The 17232-nt window shown below is 67.4% G+C and carries 17 protein-coding genes; 8 read left to right on the forward strand and 9 right to left on the reverse strand.

Annotated elements, in window-relative coordinates; translation table 11 throughout:
- Positions 1 to 5: 5 nt before the first annotated feature.
- Both VMT65_RS20200 and VMT65_RS20205 read right to left on the reverse strand, forming a co-directional pair.
- A complete protein-coding gene (locus VMT65_RS20200) occupies positions 6 to 1655 on the reverse strand; it encodes an acyl-CoA synthetase (RefSeq protein WP_326309863.1) in 1650 nt (549 codons plus the stop codon).
- Between the two features lie 97 nt (positions 1656 to 1752).
- A complete protein-coding gene (locus tag VMT65_RS20205) occupies positions 1753 to 2790 on the reverse strand; it encodes an LLM class F420-dependent oxidoreductase (RefSeq protein ID WP_326309864.1) in 1038 nt (345 codons plus the stop codon).
- A gap of 93 nt (positions 2791 to 2883) precedes the next feature.
- Here VMT65_RS20205 and VMT65_RS20210 point away from each other — a divergent pair, with 93 nt between their 5' ends.
- The 4 genes from VMT65_RS20210 to VMT65_RS20225 are packed head-to-tail and all read left to right on the forward strand — an operon-like array spanning position 2884 to position 6480.
- Positions 2884 to 3849: a Zn-ribbon domain-containing OB-fold protein gene (locus VMT65_RS20210; protein ID WP_326309865.1), complete on the forward strand. Its 966-nt coding sequence runs from the start codon at positions 2884 to 2886 to the stop codon at positions 3847 to 3849.
- Between the two features lie 17 nt (positions 3850 to 3866).
- Positions 3867 to 4901, forward strand: coding sequence for a thiolase domain-containing protein (locus tag VMT65_RS20215; protein ID WP_326309866.1), 1035 nt, complete (start codon positions 3867 to 3869; stop codon positions 4899 to 4901).
- On the forward strand, positions 4898 to 6064 hold the full coding sequence (locus VMT65_RS20220) for a thiolase domain-containing protein (protein WP_326309867.1): 1167 nt from the start codon (positions 4898 to 4900) through the stop codon (positions 6062 to 6064). The genes VMT65_RS20215 and VMT65_RS20220 overlap by 4 nt, the downstream gene beginning before the upstream one ends.
- Positions 6061 to 6480, forward strand: a complete 420-nt coding sequence (locus VMT65_RS20225; RefSeq protein ID WP_326309868.1) for a nuclear transport factor 2 family protein — start codon at positions 6061 to 6063, stop codon at positions 6478 to 6480. Before VMT65_RS20220 ends, VMT65_RS20225 begins: the two co-directional genes overlap by 4 nt.
- Before the next feature lie 64 nt (positions 6481 to 6544).
- On the opposite strand, the gene VMT65_RS20230 is transcribed toward VMT65_RS20225, so the two are convergent.
- The gene (locus VMT65_RS20230; RefSeq protein WP_326310313.1) at positions 6545 to 7744 is read right to left on the reverse strand and encodes a cytochrome P450; all 1200 of its coding nucleotides are present in this window, start codon (positions 7742 to 7744) and stop codon (positions 6545 to 6547) included.
- 206 nt (positions 7745 to 7950) lie between these two features.
- On the opposite strand from VMT65_RS20230, the gene VMT65_RS20235 reads away from it, so the two are divergent.
- Both VMT65_RS20235 and VMT65_RS20240 read left to right on the forward strand, forming a co-directional pair.
- The gene (locus VMT65_RS20235) at positions 7951 to 9117 is read left to right on the forward strand and encodes a steroid 3-ketoacyl-CoA thiolase (RefSeq protein WP_326309869.1); all 1167 of its coding nucleotides are present in this window, start codon (positions 7951 to 7953) and stop codon (positions 9115 to 9117) included.
- A 358-nt stretch (positions 9118 to 9475) separates the two neighbouring features.
- On the forward strand, positions 9476 to 9892 hold the full coding sequence (locus tag VMT65_RS20240) for a helix-turn-helix domain-containing protein (protein WP_011207048.1): 417 nt from the start codon (positions 9476 to 9478) through the stop codon (positions 9890 to 9892).
- A 619-nt stretch (positions 9893 to 10511) separates the two neighbouring features.
- Here VMT65_RS20240 and VMT65_RS20245 read toward each other — a convergent pair.
- From VMT65_RS20245 to VMT65_RS20260, 4 genes are all read right to left on the reverse strand, one after another.
- Positions 10512 to 11534, reverse strand: coding sequence for a hypothetical protein (locus tag VMT65_RS20245; RefSeq protein ID WP_326309870.1), 1023 nt, complete (start codon positions 11532 to 11534; stop codon positions 10512 to 10514).
- On the reverse strand, positions 11531 to 12043 hold the full coding sequence (locus VMT65_RS20250) for an ImmA/IrrE family metallo-endopeptidase (protein WP_326309871.1): 513 nt from the start codon (positions 12041 to 12043) through the stop codon (positions 11531 to 11533). The genes VMT65_RS20245 and VMT65_RS20250 overlap by 4 nt, the downstream gene beginning before the upstream one ends.
- 10 nt (positions 12044 to 12053) lie before the next feature.
- Positions 12054 to 13298, reverse strand: coding sequence for a hypothetical protein (locus VMT65_RS20255; RefSeq protein ID WP_326309872.1), 1245 nt, complete (start codon positions 13296 to 13298; stop codon positions 12054 to 12056).
- Between the two features lie 413 nt (positions 13299 to 13711).
- Positions 13712 to 14086 carry a cupin domain-containing protein gene (locus tag VMT65_RS20260; RefSeq protein ID WP_326309873.1) on the reverse strand — a complete coding sequence of 125 codons (375 nt, stop codon included), beginning with the start codon at positions 14084 to 14086 and terminating at the stop codon, positions 13712 to 13714.
- A gap of 46 nt (positions 14087 to 14132) precedes the next feature.
- Between VMT65_RS20260 and VMT65_RS20265 the strand changes: the two genes are divergently transcribed.
- Complete coding sequence (locus VMT65_RS20265; RefSeq protein ID WP_326309874.1) at positions 14133 to 14606, forward strand: MarR family winged helix-turn-helix transcriptional regulator; 474 nt, start codon at positions 14133 to 14135, stop codon at positions 14604 to 14606.
- 73 nt (positions 14607 to 14679) lie between these two features.
- Here the strand turns inward: VMT65_RS20265 and VMT65_RS20270 are convergent, their stop codons facing one another.
- Both VMT65_RS20270 and VMT65_RS20275 read right to left on the reverse strand, forming a co-directional pair.
- Positions 14680 to 15591 (reverse strand): SDR family oxidoreductase, encoded by a 912-nt coding sequence (locus VMT65_RS20270; RefSeq protein WP_326309875.1) that lies wholly within the window; start codon positions 15589 to 15591, stop codon positions 14680 to 14682.
- A 28-nt stretch (positions 15592 to 15619) separates the two neighbouring features.
- Complete coding sequence (locus tag VMT65_RS20275) at positions 15620 to 16408, reverse strand: SDR family oxidoreductase (RefSeq protein WP_326310314.1); 789 nt, start codon at positions 16406 to 16408, stop codon at positions 15620 to 15622.
- A gap of 56 nt (positions 16409 to 16464) precedes the next feature.
- Between VMT65_RS20275 and VMT65_RS20280 the strand changes: the two genes are divergently transcribed.
- Positions 16465 to 17229, forward strand: coding sequence for an enoyl-CoA hydratase family protein (locus VMT65_RS20280; RefSeq protein WP_326309876.1), 765 nt, complete (start codon positions 16465 to 16467; stop codon positions 17227 to 17229).
- Positions 17230 to 17232 lie beyond the last annotated feature (3 nt).

The following is a 17232-nucleotide window of genomic DNA, read 5'->3' on the forward strand; positions in this document are numbered from 1 at the left end:
AGAACCTACTTGGAGCTCGAGGCTTGCGCGTGATCGTCGGCCTCGCGGGCTTCCGTCTGCGCCTTCGCCCACTTGTAATCCGGCTTACCGGCGGGCGAACGCTTGATCTCGTCGGCGTACCAGAGGCTGCGCGGCATCTTGTAGGAGGAAATCTCCTTGACCAGGGTCGGCCGCAGCTCCTCCAGTGTCGGACGGGAATCGCCTCGACACTGCACGACCGCGACCACCCGCTGCCCCCACCGCTCGTCGGGCACGCCGACCACGAGCGCGTCGAAGATGTCCGGGTGCGCCTTGAGCGCGCCCTCGACCTCCTCGGGGTAGATCTTCTCGCCACCGGAGTTGATCGACACCGACCCGCGGCCCAGCATGGTGACGGTCCCGTCCTCCTCCACCCGGGCGTAGTCGCCGGGGATGGAGTAGCGAACGCCGTTGAACACCTTGAAGGTTTCGGCGGTCTTCACCGGGTCGTTGTAGTAGCCCAGCGGGATATTGCCGGTGCGGGCCAGCATGCCGACCTGACCGGAGCCGGGCGCGACCTCGTTGCCCTGCTCGTCGATCACCTTGGTGGAGCCGTCGATCTTCACGCGCGGGCCGCCGGTGTGGGTCGCGCCCTTGGCCGCCACGGCCAGACCGCCGAAGCCGGTCTCCGAGGAGCCGATGGAATCGGTGATGAGCGCGTTCGGGAACAGCTCGATGAACTGGTCCTTCAGCGCGGGCGAGAACAGCGCGGCACTCGAGGCCAACACCCACAGGCTCGAATGGTTGTACGGCTCACCGGTTTCCGGATTGCCCGCGGCCACCGCGTCCAGCATGGGACGGGCCATGGCGTCGCCGGTAATAAAGATCATGTTCACGCCGTGGCGCTCGATGGCCTGCCACACGCCGTGCCCGGAGAACTCCGGCAGCATGACCGCCTTGCCACCGTCGAAGAGGCTGTGCAGGGTCGCGGTGAACGCGCCGCCGTGGATCAGCGGCGGAATCGGGTAGCGCACCATCTGCGTATTGCCGCTGGCACCGCCCTTGGCCTGCTCCCACTCGTCCTCGATGAAGACGCCGGTGTAGAAGTTGATGCCGCCGCCGAGGACTCGCCACCAGTCCTCCTGCCGCCACATGACGCCCTTGGGCATGCCGGTGGTGCCGCCGGTGTAGATCATCATGATGTCGTCGGCGGAGCGCTCCTCGAAGTCGCGCTCGCCGTGCGAACCCGCCAGTGCCGCTTCGTATTCCACGGCGCCCGGGGGCAGCGGGAGATCGGTGCCGTCCTCGACGGTGAGAACGGCCTTGATGGCGGGCACGTTCGGCAGCACATTGGCGACCTTGTCGCTGTAGCGACGCTCGTGAACGAGAGCGACCATGTCCGAGTTCTCGAAGATGTATTGCAACTCGTTCTCAACGTACCGGTAGTTCACGTTGATCATGACGGCGCGCGCCTTGAAGATGGCCACCATGGACTCCACGGCCTCGATGGTGTTGCGCGAGTACACGCCAACCTTGTCACCCGGCCGCACACCCTGTTCCTGCAGGTAGTGCGCCAGCCTGTTGGCTCGGTCCTCCAGTTCGGCGTAGGTCACCGAACGCGAGTCGTCAACCAGTGCGACACGTTCCGGCATGAGGTCGATGGTGTGCTCGACAAGGTCCGCAATGTTGTAGCTCACAGGATCAAAATAGAACGTGTTCTTGTGTGTGACAAGCCACAAATCCCACTCAGTCGATGGAGGTGAATGTGCCCCCCGTCACACACTACAGCCATTTCTAGGATTCGATCAGCGGACGCAGGCGCTCGAACTGCGACACGTCGCGAACACCCACCAGCAGCATGGTGACGCCCGCCTGCTCCCACACCTTCAGCTGCTCACGCACGTGGTCCTCGTCGCCGATGATGGTGGTGTCGAGAATCAGCTCGTCCGGAACCGCCGCGGCCGCTTCGGCTTTGCGCCCGGAGCGGAACAGCGCCGTGATCTCGTCGACCGCCTCGCCGTAGCCCATGCGCCGGTAGACCTCAGCGTGGAAGTTCAGTTCCTCCGCACCCATGCCGCCGATGTAGAGCGCGCTGTAGGGCCGGATGGCGTCGAGGGCGGCCTTGCGGTCGTCGGTCAGGATGACCTGCGCGGTGGCCGCGATCTCGAAGTCCTCGCGCGAGCGCCGCGCGCCCGGCCGCGCGAACCCCTCGTCGAGCCACTCGTTGTACATGTCCGCCAGCCGCGGCGTGTAGTAGATGGCCAGCCAGCCGTCCGCGATCTCCGCGGTCAGCGCGACATTCTTCGGCCCCTCGGCCCCGAGCCAGATGGGCAGGTCGGCGCGCAGCGGATGGGTGATCGGCTTGAGCGGCTTGCCGAGTCCGGTCGCGCCGGAACCGTTGTAGGGCAAGGGGAAATGCGGCCCCTCGCTGACCACCTTGGCCTCGCGGGCCAGCACCTGCCGCACGATCGAGACGTATTCGCGGGTGCGGGCGAGCGGCTTGGCGAACGGCTGCCCGTACCAGCCCTCCACCACCTGCGGGCCGGAGACGCCGAGCCCGAGAATGTGCCGCCCACCGCTGAGGTGATCGAGGGTCAGCGCGGCCATGGCGGTGCCGGTGGGCGTGCGCGCCGACATCTGCACGACCGAGGTGCCCAGCCGCACCCGACTGGTGTCGGAGCCGTACCAGGCCAGCGGCGTGAAGGCGTCCGATCCCCAGGACTCGGCGGTGAAGACGGCGTCGAAGCCGACCTCCTCCGCGGCGAGCACCAACTCCCGCGTATTGGCGGGCGGCTGCGCGCCCCAATATCCCAATTGCAGACCAAAGCGCATTCGAGTGTTCCTTCCTAGAACATCGCGGGGCCCTCGGCAGGGGCCCAGCCCCGACTCTTGCCACCGTCACTAGAACCTGTTCTACTCGATCTCGTGACTCTGGGGAACACCGAAGTACTGTCCGCGCCGCTGCGGATGAAATTCGACTACACCCGCTCAACCGGTCCGATCCTCGGCCGCTTCCTCACGGAACTGCGGTCCGGCAAGGTCGTCGGGGTGCGGGGTTCCGATGGGCGCGTGATCGTGCCGCCCGCGGAATTCGATCCGAAGACCAGCGAACCCCTCTCGGAGTTCGTCGAGGTCTCCGACGTGGGCACGGTCCAGACCTGGTCCTGGGTCGCCGAGCCGATCCCGGGCCAGCCCTTCGACCGGCCCTTCGCCTACGCGCTCATCAAGCTGGACGGCGCGGACACCGCCATCCTGCACGCCGTGGATGTGGCCTCGCCCGAGGACATCTCGACCGGCCTGCGGGTGCGGGCGCGGTGGGCCGCCGAGCGCACCGGCAGCATTCACGACATCGCCGCCTTCGAGCCCGGCGAAACCTCCGCCGCGCCAACCGATTCCGCGTCCGACGCCGAGCCCATCACCGGCATCGTGACCCCGGTCGACTTCTCCATCAAGCACACCGCCGCCCCGCAGGAGGCCGTCTTCCTGAAGGGCCTCATGGAGGGCAAGCTGCTGGGCGCCCGCGCGCAGATGGACGGCAAGGTGTACTTCCCGCCGCGCGGCGCCGACCCGCGCGACGGCTCGCCCACCGACAACTTCGTCGAGGTGGCCGACACCGGCATCGTCACCACCTTCTGCATCGTGAACGTGCCGTTCATGGGTCAGTCGATCAAGCCCCCGTACGTGGCCGCCTACATCCTGTTGGACGGCACCGACATTCCGTTCCTGCACCTGGTGCTCGGCATCGACGCCAGCGAGGTCCGGATGGGCATGCGGGTCCAGGCGGTGTGGAAGCCGCGCGAGGAGTGGGGCCTGTCGATCGGCAATATCGACCACTTCCGGCCGACCGGCGAACCGGACGCCGACTACGACTCTTTCGCGCACCACCTGTAGAGAGGCGCTGAAATACCTTGAGCAGCAATACAACCGACATCGCGGTCGTCGGCTTCGCGCACGCGCCGCACGTGCCGGAGACCTTCGGCACCACCAATGGCGTGGAGATGCTCGCGCCGTGCTTCCGGGAGCTCTACGCCAAGCTCGGCATCGGCGTCTCCGATATCGGCTTCTGGTGCTCCGGCTCCTCGGATTACCTTGCCGGACGCGCCTTCTCGTTCATCTCGGCCATCGACTCCATCGGCGCGGTACCGCCGATCAACGAGTCGCACGTGGAGATGGACGCGGCCTGGGCCCTCTACGAGGCCTACGTGAAACTCCGCTCCGGACAGGCGGAGACGGCACTGGTGTACGGCTTCGGCAAGTCCTCGGCCGGCACCCTGCGCCAGATCCTGTCGCTGCAGACCGACCCGTATCTGGTCGCGCCGCTGTGGCCGGACTCGGTCTCGATGGCGGGCCTGCAAGCCCGCGCGGGCCTGGACGCGGGCAAGTGGACCGAGGCCGAGATGGCCGCCGTGGCCGCGCGCAGCAACGGCGGTGACGCCGAAAAGCTCTTGGCCGAGGCCAAAGTCGCCGATCCGTTCCGCGCCCACGACATCGCGCCCATCACCGACGGCGCGGCCGCCATCGTGCTGGCCGTGGGCGATCGGGCCCGCGAACTGTGCGAGCGTCCGGCCTGGCTGACCGGCATCGCGCACTACATCGACACCCCGGTGCTGGGTGCGCGCGATCTGACCGTCTCGGAGTCGGCGACCCGCGCGGCCAAGGCCGCCATCGGCGACGACAGCCGCGAGTTCGACGTCGCCGAACTGCACGCGCAGTTCAGCCACGAGGAACTGCTTCTGAAGCAGGCCATCGGCCTGAACGGCAACACCCGCATCAACCCCTCGGGCGGCCCGCTCGCGGGCAACCCGATGTTCGCGGCCGGACTCGAGCGCATCGGCTTCGCCGCCACCGAAATCTTCAATGGCACCGCGAATCGCGCACTGGCCCATGCCAGTTCGGGTCCCGCGCTGCAGCAGAACCTGGTCGCCACCCTGGAGGCACGATGACTTTGCCAGCCGCTGTCCTGGGTACGGGACAGACTCATCACGTGACCAAACGGTCGGATGTCTCCATGGCGGGCATGGTCCGCGAGGCCATCGACCGGGCCCTGGCGGACTCCGGCCTGACCATGGCCGATATCGACGCGGTCGTGGTCGGCAAGGCCCCCGACTTCTTCGAGGGCGCCATGATGCCGGAGCTCTTCCTCGCGGATGCCCTGGGCGCCACCGGAAAACCCCTGCTGCGCGTGCACACGGCCGGTTCGGTCGGCGGCTCCACCGGTGTCGTCGCGGCCAACCAGGTGCAGGCGGGCGTGCACCGGCGGGTGCTGGCCATCGCCTGGGAGAAGCAGTCGGAATCCAATGCCATGTGGGCACTGTCGAATCCGGTGCCGTTCACCAAGCCGGTCGGCGCGGGCGCGGGCGGCTACTTCGCCCCGCACGTGCGCGCCTACATTCGCCGCGCCAATGCCCCGCTGCACGTGGGCGCGATGGTCGCGGTCAAGGATCGCCGCAATGGCGCGCGCAATCCGTACGCGCACCTGCATCAGCCCGACATCACCATGGAATCGGTGATGGCGTCCCAAATGCTGTGGGACCCCATTCGTTTCGACGAGACCTGCCCGTCCTCGGACGGCGCGTGCGCCATCGTGATCGGCGACGAGGCGTCGGCCAAGGCGGTCGAGGCGCAGGGCCGGAAGGTGGCGTGGATCCACGGCACCGCCATGCGCACCGAACCGCTCGCCTACGCGGGCCGCGACCAGGTCAATCCCAAGGCGGGCCAGGAGGCCGCCAAGGCGCTGTGGAAGCAGGCCGGGATCACCAACCCGCTCGAAGAGATCGACGCCGCCGAAATCTATGTCCCCTTCTCCTGGTTCGAGCCCATGTGGCTGGAGAACCTGGGCTTCATGCCCGAGGGCGAGGGCTGGAAGCTCACCGACGCCGGTGAGACCGCCATCGGCGGGAAGCTGCCGGTGAATCCGTCGGGCGGCGTGCTGTCCTCCAACCCGATCGGCGCGTCCGGCATGATCCGCTTCGCCGAGGCCGCCAAGCAGGTCATGGACCGCGCGGGCGACTACCAGGTCGAGAATGCGCGCAAGGCGTTCGGTCACGCGTACGGCGGTGGCTCGCAGTACTTCTCGATGTGGGTCGTCGGGAGTGAGCAGCCGTGACCACCACCACCGAACACCCGGCCCGGGTGGCGGGCGCGGCCTCCCAGGCCGCGGTCCGCGCCAAGGACAAGGATGCGTGGGTGGCGCTGTTCGCCGCCGACGGGATCGTGGAAGACCCCATCGGGCCGTCGTTCTTCGATCCCGAAGGGGTGGGTCACCGGGGCGCGGAGGCCATTGCGGCGTTCTGGGACAAGGCCATTGCCCCGACCGAGTCGATCGAATTCCTCTTCGACGACTCGTTCGCGTGCGGTCGCGAGGTCGCCTATACGGGCCGCATTCGCACCACCATGGGCGGCGGCCACACCGTCGACGCGGAGGGTGTCTTCACCTACAAGGTCGATGAAGACGGCAAAATCCTGGCCCTGCGCGCCTTCTGGGAAACCGAGCGCGCGATGGCGACTCTCAAAACTCTCTGAAACTCTCGTGCCCCGCCTGCTTTCGCAGGCGGGGCACGAAGGTATTTGGATAAAGCCGAGTGGCTCAGTGCTTGACCGGGCAGCCGCCGGTGTAATCCACCTGGAATTGCTTGATGCCATTGAGCCAGCCCGACTGCAGGCGACGCGGGTCGCCCAGCTTGGAGATGTCGGGCATGTGATCGGCGATGGCATTGAAGATGATCTCGATCTCCAGCCGGGCCAGATTCGCGCCGATGCAGAAGTGCGCGCCGGTACCGCCGAAGGACAGGTGCGGGTTCGGATCACGCAGGATATTGAAGGTGAACGGATCCTCGAACACGTCCTCGTCGAAGTTGGCCGAGCGGTAGGACAGCACCACCCGCTGCCCCTTCTTGATCTGCACGCCACTGACTTCCACGTCCTCGAGCGCGGTGCGCTGGAACGAGCTGACCGGGGTGGCCCAGCGAATGATCTCGTCGGCGGCGGTCTTCGGGCGCTCGGCCTTGAACAGCTCCCACTGGTCGGGATTCTCCAGGAAGGCGATCATGCCGTGGGTGGTGGCATTGCGCGTGGTCTCGTTGCCCGCGACCGCGAGCATCATGACGAAGAAGCCGAACTCCTCCGGCAGCAGCGCCTCGCCGTCGATGTCGGCCTGGACGAGCTGGGTGGCGATATCGTCGGCCGGGCAGGCCTTGCGCGCCTCGGCCATCTGGTAGGAGTAGCCGAGGATCTCAGTGGAGGCGACCACCGGGTCGGCGGTGCTCTCCGGATCGTCGTAGCTGGTCATGTCGTTGGACCACTGGAACAGCTTCTTGCGGTCATCCTGTGGCACGCCAATCAATTCGGCGATGGCCTGCAACGGCAGTTCGGCGGCGACCTGCTCGACGAAGTCGCCGGTGCCCGCCTCGACGGCCGCCTTCACGATGGCCTCGGCGCGGGCGGTCAGCTCGGCGCGCAGGCCGTTGATGACGCGCGGGGTGAAGCCCTTGGAGATGATCTTGCGAAGCTTGGTGTGCTCCGGCGCGTCCTTGTTCAGCAGGACGAAGCGCTGCAGATCGATCTGCTCGCGGGTGATGTCGTCCTGGAACCGCGGGATCGCGGTGTTCTCGTAGGTGGAGAAGACGTCGTCGCGGCGCGAGACGGTCTTGACGTCGGCATGCTTGGTCAGCACCCAGAAGCCGTCGTCGGTGAAGCCGCCCTTGCGCGGATCCTTGGGATTCCACCAGATCGGGGCGGTGCGGCGCAGTTCGGCTAGTTCCTCGACCGGCACCCGGTGCGCCCACATCTCCGGGTCGGTGACATCGAATCCATCCGGCACTCCGGGCCGGGCTGCAGTGTCCACCACCAGCAGTCTCCTTTGACCAACTGAAACACGTTCTACCGCTATTGAAGCATAGGAGGTAAAACAAGAGAAGGGACTAGGTAATAGCTCCAAACAGGCTTACGTTACTGGTTGTGAACTCGTTGCAGTTCTAATCCGGAAGGACAGACATGGGTACTCCCGTCATCGTCGAGGCAGCGCGCACGCCCATCGGCAAGCGCAATGGCTGGCTGGCCGGTCTGCACGCGGCCGAGCTGCTGGGTGCGGCGCAGCAGGGCGTGCTCGAACGCGCGGAGCTGAATCCGGCGCTGGTCGAACAGGTCATCGGCGGCTGCGTCATGCAGGTGGGCGAGCAGGGCAACAACGTCACCCGCACCGCGTGGCTGCACGCCGGACTGCCGTGGCAGACCGGCGCGGTCACCATCGACAATCAGTGCGGTTCGGCGCAGCAGGCCGCGGGCCTGGTGGCCGGGCTCATCTCGACCGGGGCCATCGAGGTCGGCATCGCCTGCGGCATCGAGTCCATGAGCCATGTTCCCTTGGGCGCCAATGTCGGAACGCACGCCGGACCGCGGCGACCGGCCTCGTGGAACATCGACATGCCCAACCAGTTCGAGGCCGCCGAGCGAATCGCCAAGCGGCGCGGCATCACTCGCGACGATGTCGAGGAGCTCGGCGAGCGTTCGCAGCGACTGGCAGCGCAGGCGTGGGCGGAGGGCCGCTTCGACCGCGAGGTGCTGACCATCAAGAACGCGCCGCAGGTCGACAAGGAGGGCAACCTCACCGGCGAGGTCGCCGACATCAGCCGCGATCAGGGGCTGCGCGAGACCACCCGCGAGGGCCTGGCGAAGCTGAAGCCGGTGCTGGAGGGCGGGATTCACACCGCGGGCACCTCCTCGCAGATCTCCGACGGCGCGGCTGCGGTGCTGCTGATGGACGAAAAGGCCGCGCAGCGTGAGGGATTGCGGCCGCGGGCGCGCATTGTCGCGCAGTGCCTGGTGGGCGGCGAACCCGAATTCCACCTGGACGGTCCGGTTCAGGCGTGCGAGCGGCTGCTCGAGCGTTCCGGCATGAGCATCTCCGATATCGACTTGTTCGAGATCAATGAGGCTTTCGCGTCCGTGGTGCTGTCCTGGGCCTCGGTGCACAAGCCCGATTTCGATCGCGTGAACGTCAATGGCGGCGCGATCGCCCTCGGCCATCCGGTCGGCAGCACCGGATCCCGCTTGATCACAACGGCTTTGCACGAGCTGGAGCGTTCGGACAAGAGCACGGCCATGGTCCTGATGTGCTGCGGCGGCGCGCTCGCGACGGGCACGATCATCGAACGGATCTAGTCTCTCAATGATTTTCGGCCAGGTTGAACGTTCATCCGTCCTGCCGTGAAACGTGGCGTACGCCACACAAACTCCGGTACAGACAAGAAGATGAGACGTCAGCTATCTTATGGCTACCCGAGGCCCGTCCGGGAAGACCCTCGCGACGGGCCAGAACCGGGGCTCTTAAGCCCTTGGCAAGAACCGTGGGGTGAGCCCGCAAACGCCCAAGCCACACAGGGTGAAGCGGATCACCGCCTAGAAGCTTCAAGGAAATCGCGAATCAGGCGTAGGTTTTCAGTTACTGAGCCGCTAATATCAATGATACGTATCCGAGATAACGACTGTTAGTACAGCGAAGGGAATTGGGCGGCTCACAATGGCTGATTTCGCGGCGCGGCTGAACAAGCTGTTCGAAACCGTGCATCCCCCGGGGCGTAAGCCGCACACGAACGCAGAGGTGGCGGCTGCCTTGACGGCCTCCGGCCATCCGATCTCGAAACCGTATCTGTCGCAGTTGCGGTCGGGACAGCGCACGAACCCGTCGGATGAGACGGTGGCAGCACTGGCAAAGTTCTTCAAGGTCAAACCGGACTACTTCTTCAACGACATCTACGCGGCGAAGATCGATCACGATCTCGAGCTGCTGTCCCAGCTGCAGGGCTATGGACTCCGTCGTCTGTCGAGTCGGGCGTTCGACCTGTCCGAAGAATCTCAGAACCTCCTCACCTCTATGGCGGAGAAGTTGCGGGCCAGCGAAGGGCTGCCCGAAATTCCTCCGGACGGTACGGAATAGGCACTGCCACAGAGCAACACAGTGCGGCTAGCTCGGAGGCCGCACTGTGTTGGTTTGCTACAGGGCCTGTTCCGGACTCGACATAGGGCGGGTCACCGGCGGCGCTTGCAGGGCGACGCCGGTGTCTCGCCGGACCATTCGGTCCGAGTGTTGGATGTTGCACCGGCCTCAGCGTGCTGAGGCCATGTGGCGTAGACCTCTGCGCTGGTGCATTATGCACAAACCTGGCATAACGCCGCCCGGGTGTTCCCGCGCGGTCGAGTGAGTTGTTTTGTGCACTATGTCGTTTTGTGCACTGTGAGTGTTTCGCCCCCAATGCACCGACCGCGACAACAAGAGTGACAACTTCAAGTGACAAGTAAGTCCCGTACTACGCACGTCGGGTTCGATGAGACGAAACCTCGGATACGAAGTCTCATGGAGAAGGCCCGGCGGAATGCCACGCCCTTGGCAATCACGCGCGGTGCGGGACTTGCTCATTTGCGACAAGATCGCAAATGCGTCGGTGATCTCCGCGTGATCAACTTCGGCATCGCCGGAACGGCAATGCCGAACCTTTCCGAATGGTAATGGGACGGTAAATGACTACCGGGGTGCGATGCCTACCGGAGTGCGGTGACTACCGGGGTGCGATGGCGCTCGACGCCTCCGCGCCCGCGGCATCGTAGGCGCGGGCGATGGCCTGCACCCAGCCGCGCGGACTCACACCCGCGGGCGGTGAGATCCACCGGCCGTCGATCACCACCTCGCCGAACGGATTCCGCGCCCACTCGGCCACCCGCCGGGCCCGCTCGGTCACCGAGGTCGGCGGCGCACCGGCCGCGGCCAATTCCACTCCGCCACCGGACTGCAGGTAGAGCGCGTCCATGATCTGCGCGACCTGATCGGAGGCCTTGAGCTGGGTGCCCGATCCGGTCTGATCGTGCGCCACCACCTCCGGGAAGCGGGCGATCAGCACCCGGTGCAGGGTGCGAATCTGTTTGAGCAGTGCGCGGGCTCGCCACCACAGCTCGATCACGATCCACACCGCGCCGATGGCGATGAGCATGGCGGCGATCTGCCACATCGGCCAGAACCAGCCCTCGTCGCCGGGTTTCGGCAGCGGCTCATCGCGCATCTCGCGCCGAATCGACAGGGCCGCCAGCACGCCGACGCCGAAGGTGCCGGTCGTGTAGAGCGCGATGCCGCGGCCCAGGGTCGTCCAGTCCAGATTGCGCACACCGGTGATCACGATGAACACGCACTCCAGCAGCACGACCCACCAGCCGAAGGTGATCGACCACAGCAGCGTCGCGATCATGGCGACCGCCCCGCCCGCGTAGATCATCATGCCGATCTGGCGCAGATTCCGGCGCGACACCACCGGCCAGGCGGCGGCCGCCACCACCGAGGTGGCGGTGGCGAACATGATCCAGGCGGCGGTCACCACCCGATCGCCGAGCCAATTGCCGTGCACCCCGCCGGGCGCGAGATGGTCCACGGCCAAACCGATTTCGGGCACGCCGACGGTCACGGCCAACGCCACCGCCGCCACCGCGATCACGATCGCGACGCGCGCGGTGGTCGCCGGTTTGACCAGTACCCGCCCGACCCGTGCGCCCGAGGCCATCCAGACCAACATGGCCACCAACCAGAAAGTCATCCGAGTGCCTCATCGAATCGAAGGACCGAGACGCCCGCGCCTCGACTGTGGAACACCCGCAGGCGAGTCATGAGCATGCTCGCGAAGGTCTCTGCCTCCCACTCGCATTGCTCGTCATCGCCCAGATCGACCGCCTTCTGATGGGCACGCTGGCTCAACATGTAGGCGATGAGATCGTCGCTGGCCTCCAGCACCACCTCGGTCGCCGCCTCGCCCGGATGGTCGAAGACGATATGGCCCAGCTCGTGCGCGAGGGTGTGCTCGCGGCTGGGTAGCGACTGCGCCAGCACGATCACGTCCCGGTCCGGATAGCTGCGGCGCTGGCCGCACACGCCGGGACCCAGTTGGGCACTGGCGATCTCGATGGGCCGCCGTCGTTCGGCGGAGATCGCCAGCACCACCTCGTCCAGGTCGGTGGCGTCGAAGTCGGCCGCCACCGCGCACACCGCGTCCACCGCGGCGGCCACCCGCCGGTAGGACCCGATGCTATGAGCCTTGCTCTCGGTCATCGCGGTCCCCTCATGCCCTCGGTCCGAAGAACGCCGCGCGCGCGGCATCCACGCGTGCCTGGGCGGCGGACGCGCTCTGGAAGCTCACCGCGCCCGAACCCGTGCCCGCCAACGCCATGGCGATCAGGCCGCCGATCACCGACAGCACCGGGATCGGGGGCAGCGGGGTGTTGTTCGAGGTCGGCTTCACGTCCGGATTCGGTTGCGCCAGAACGGGAGCCGGGGCGGGCGCGGGTGGCGGCGGGGGCGGCGCGGGCGCCGGCTCCGGCGCGGCCGGCGCGGCCGGTGCGGCGGCCGGGGCGACCACGGCGGGCAGCTGCGGCACCGCGGGCGGCTGCGGAATCTCGAGCGGCACCGGCGGCATGGCGGGCGGCGCGGGCGGCGGAATCAGCAAGAGCAGCAGGGGCGATGCGCACACCGCGGCGGAACCCACACCCGCCGAACCGACGGCCGCGGAACCGACCGCGGCCGAACCGAGGTCGGCGGAACCGGCCGCGGAACCGGCACCGGCCGAACCCACGGCCGAACCCACGCCGGCGGAACCGACTCCGGCGGAACCGCCGAGGGCGGAACCCAGTCCGGCGGAACCGATTCCGGCCGATCCGACGGCGGCGGAGCCGGTGCACAGGGTGGCCAATCCGGCCGAGCCGACGGCCGCCGAACCGACGGCGGCGGAACCGGTCGCCGCGGAGCCGGTGCCCAGCAGCAGACCCAAGAGCGCGGAGCCGGTACCGATTCCGGCCGAGCCGACGCCCGCGGAGCCCAGGCCGAGGACCGAGCCGGTGCCGACGCCGGCCGAACCCACGGCGGCGGAACCGGTTCCGAGGACGGCCGAACCGGTGGCGGCTCCCGCCGAACCGGTGCCGACCGCGGCCGAGCCCAATCCCGCACCCGCGGAACCGGTTACGGCCGAGCCGGTGCCCAGGGCGGCGGAGCCGGTGCCGCCGAGAACCGCGCCCAGACCCGCCGAACCCACAGCGGCCGAACCGGTTCCGGCGGAACCGACGGCGGCCGAGCCCGTTCCGAGTCCGAGCAGCAGGGGCAGCAGGTCCTGTGGCCCGGCCACGGGTGCGGCGGGCTGCGCCGGTGCGTCGATGGGTTGCGGTTGAGGAACCGACTGGCCGGGATCTTGTCCGGCGGGCACGGGATCGAGCGGGATGCCAGGCTGCGCCATGGCAGCGGCGGGTCCGAGCAGCGCCGAACCAGCGACAGCTGCGATCACTGCCGCCAGGCGCATTGCACGATCGACGATCATGCGACAGCCATCCCCTCATCGATACCGCGCTTGGCTTGTCTCCGCACCAGGGGTACGGAATCCCGATCCGCACCCGACAGATCGAGACAGGTTGTCTAGCTCACACTGTCGCCCCGATTGCCAGACCGTTGCGGAACGCGGTCATCCTAACGGTCACCACGCCGCCCCGCACAAGTCCCGATCGCATTAGGGGTGCTCACAAACCGTACGCCTGTGCGTCCCCCTACGCACCCAATATGACCAAGCGCCGCAGCCCAATTGGCCTAGACCACCCCCTCCGCGGGACCTCACAGCCCCCGATCGGACGCCGTGAGGTCCCGCTATCGCGTCCAATACCGACAATTCAGACCAACCTGACAGCAATCCTCCCGTCATTCCGGCATGCTGCCTGCCCGCCCGCGCACACGGCCCTCCTACTGCGCCCACGGCGGACTGACGGGCTCACCACCCGGCGCCTGGGCATAGGCCCCCACGGGCAGGATTGCCACGGCCTCGAACGGCTCCGCACCCGGCACCGAGAGCTGGAACAGGGTGTCCGCCGGAATGACCAATGCGTCGCCCGCCCGAAAATCCCGAACCTCCCCCGCCATCTCTATCCGGGCGCTCCCCGCCAGGGCGACGAAGATCTCCTCCCGCGACACCGCGTGCGCGTGGCCGGGATTGCCGGGCTGGAGTGTGAACCGCCACACACTGTTCTCCTTGGACCCCCGACTGGGCGCGGCCAGACCGATCGCGGTCATGCCCGGACCCTCGAAGGTGGGTGCGGCGGCGGATTCGATGAGTGGCATGCTGTCCCCATATCTTCAACTAAGGTGTTCAACTACAGTTGAATATATGCCTCCGCGAAAGGACCGTCAACACATGGATTTCGGCGTACTACTCGGCCAGGCCTACGAATCCTTCGTGCGCCAACTGCACGCCCACCTCGCCGAGCACGGCCACGAGATGCTCGGCGCCTCCTACGGCTACGTCCTGCGCTCCCTCGCCGAATCCCCACGCACCGCAAGCCAACTGGGCGAACAGCTCGGCATCACCGCCCAGGGCGCGGCCAAGGTCGTCGACGAAATGGTCCGCCACGGCTACCTGGAACGCCGCCCCGACCCCGCCGACAAACGCGCCAAACTCCTCCACCTCGCCCCCCGCGGCGAAGACATGCTCCGCACCGTCCGCGACTTCCACGCCGCCTACGAAAAACACCTCGCCGCCCGCATCGGCGCCGCGCAGGTCGCCACCACCCGCACCGTCCTCACCGAAATCACCGACGAGCCAACCAAACCCGGACGAACCCGAACCTTCCGACCTTCGTGAGTCGGGTCGCAAAACGACCGTCGCCGGTACCCGTGGGGATACCGGCGACGAAAGACCGTGCAGCTCGGGATGATTACGCGCCGTAGACGGGCTCCGGGGTGGTGGCCTTGGAGAGCAGGTCGCGGACTACCGGACCCAGGTCGGCGGGTTCCCAGCGGGCGCCGCGGTCGATGGAGACGCCGTGGCGCCAGCCGTCGGCGACGGTGACCTTGCCGCCTTCGACCTCGAACATGCGGCCGGTGACGCCGGCGGAGTCGGTGGAGCCGAGCCAGACCACCAGGGGGGAGACGTTTTCGGGGGCCATGGCGTCGAAGCCGTCCTCGGGGGCGGCCATCATGTCGGCGAACACGGTCTCGGTCATGCGGGTGCGCGCGGCGGGGGCGATGGCATTGACGGTGATGCCGTAGCGCGCGAATTCGGCGGCGGCGGTGAGGGTCAGGCCCGCGATGCCGGACTTGGCGGCGGAATAGTTGCCCTGGCCGACCGAGCCGAGCAGGCCCGCGCCGGAGCTGGTGTTGATGATGCGGGCCTCGGGCGTGCGACCGGCCTTGGCCTCGTTGCGCCAGTACTCGGCGGCGTGCCGCATGGGCGCGAAATGACCCTTGAGGTGGACCTTGATGACGGCGTCCCACTCGTCCTCACCGAGGTTGACCAGCATACGGTCGCGCACGATTCCGGCATTGTTGACCAAAACATCGAGGCGGCCGAAGGTTTCGACGGCGGTGGCGACCAGACGGCGCGCGCCCTCCCAATCGGAGACGTCGTCACCGTTCACCACGGCCTCGCCGCCGAGCGCCTTGATCTCCTCGACGACCTGCGCGGCCGGGGAATCCGGGCTGGGCGCGCCGTCGAGTTCGGCGCCGAGGTCGTTCACGACCACCTTGGCACCGGCCGCCGCGAAGGCGAGGGCGTGCGCCCGGCCGATGCCGCGACCCGCTCCGGTCACGATGACGACGCGGCCGTCGCAGATCTTGTTGTCCGTCATAGGGATTACCTCTTCGTTTCGATCGGATTCAGTGACCGGAGACGGCGGGAACGTCCGCGGTCGACGCTTCCAGGAAGGCGGGCTTCTCGCCGCCGCCGTGCACCAGCAGCGCGCTGCCGGTGACATAGGCGGCCAGCGGTGAGGCCAGGAACGCGGCCGTGCGGCCGATGTCTTCGGGGGTTGCCATGCGCTGCATGGGAACGGTGCGGCTCACCGCCGCGATACCGTCCTCGTCGCCGTAGTGCAGATGCGAGGACTCGGTATTGACCAGGCCGCAGATCACGGAATTGATCCGCACCTTCGGAGCCCACTCCACCGCCAACGACGAAACCAGGCTGTCCACACCGGCTTTCGCCGCACCGTAGGCGGCAGTGCCCGGCGAGGGCCGATGCCCGGAGACGCTGGAGATCATCACGATCGACCCACCCGTCTCCTGCTTCTGCATCACCTCATTGGCCACCTGCGAAACCAGTAGCGGCGCAAGCAGATTCAACTGCACGATCTTCGCGTGGAAGTTGGCGCTGGCGTCGGCGGCCAGGGCGAAGGGCGCGCCACCGGCATTGTTCACCACGGTGTCGAGCCGCCCGTACTTCGCGACGATGGCCTCGATCAGCCCGCGCACCGAATCCGGGTCGCGCACATCGCACGGCAGGAAGTCGATGCCCCGCCCACTGCTCTGCACGGGGACGTCCGCGGGCCGTCGCGCGCAGGCCACCACGGTCGCGCCCGCGTCCAGGAAGACCCGGCTGATCCCGGCCCCGACGCCGCGCACGCCGCCGGTGACCAGGACGACCGAGCCGGACAGGTTTACTTCGATTCCCACCGTGCTAACCTACCAAGCACTTGCTTGTTTTGCCAACGATGGGACATTCGATGGGGATCAACCGTCACACCGAAACCGAGGGCGTCGAAGTCGTCACTGTCGACTACCCGCCGGTCAACGCGCTGCCTTCGGACGGCTGGTTCGCCCTGGCCGACGCCATCACCCAGGCCGGGAAGAATCCGGAGACCCGGGTCGTGGTGCTGCGCGCCGAGGGTCGCGGTTTCAACGCGGGCGTGGACATCAAGGAGATGAACCGCGATGTCGGACACACGGCGCTGATTCGCGCCAACCACGGCTGCTTCGCCGCCTTCGCCGCGGTCTACGACTGCGAGGTCCCCGTGGTCACCGCCGTGAACGGCTTCTGCCTCGGCGGCGGCATCGGCCTGGTCGGCAATTCCGATGTCATCGTCGCCTCCGACGACGCGACCTTCGGCCTCCCCGAGGTCGACCGCGGCGCGCTCGGTGCGGCCACCCACCTGGCCCGACTCGTCCCCCAGCACCTGATGCGGACCATGTTCTACACCGCGGGCACCCTCACCGCGCAGCAGCTGCACCACTACGGCTCGGTCTTCAAGGTGGTGCCGCGGGCCGAACTCGACGCCGCCGCAATGGAAGTCGCCAAGAACATCGCCAACAAGGACGGCCGCGTCATCCGCGCCGCCAAGAAGGCGCTCAATGGCATCGACGTGCAGGACGTGCACCGCTCCTACCGCTTCGAGCAGGGCTTCACCATGGAGCTCAACCTCGCGGGCGTGGCCGACGAGATCCGGGCGCGCTTCGACGACGATCTGGCCGCGCAGAAGAAGGAGAAGTAAAAG

Source organism: Nocardia sp. CDC153 (assembly GCF_035818515.1).
Classification (GTDB): domain Bacteria; phylum Actinomycetota; class Actinomycetes; order Mycobacteriales; family Mycobacteriaceae; genus Nocardia.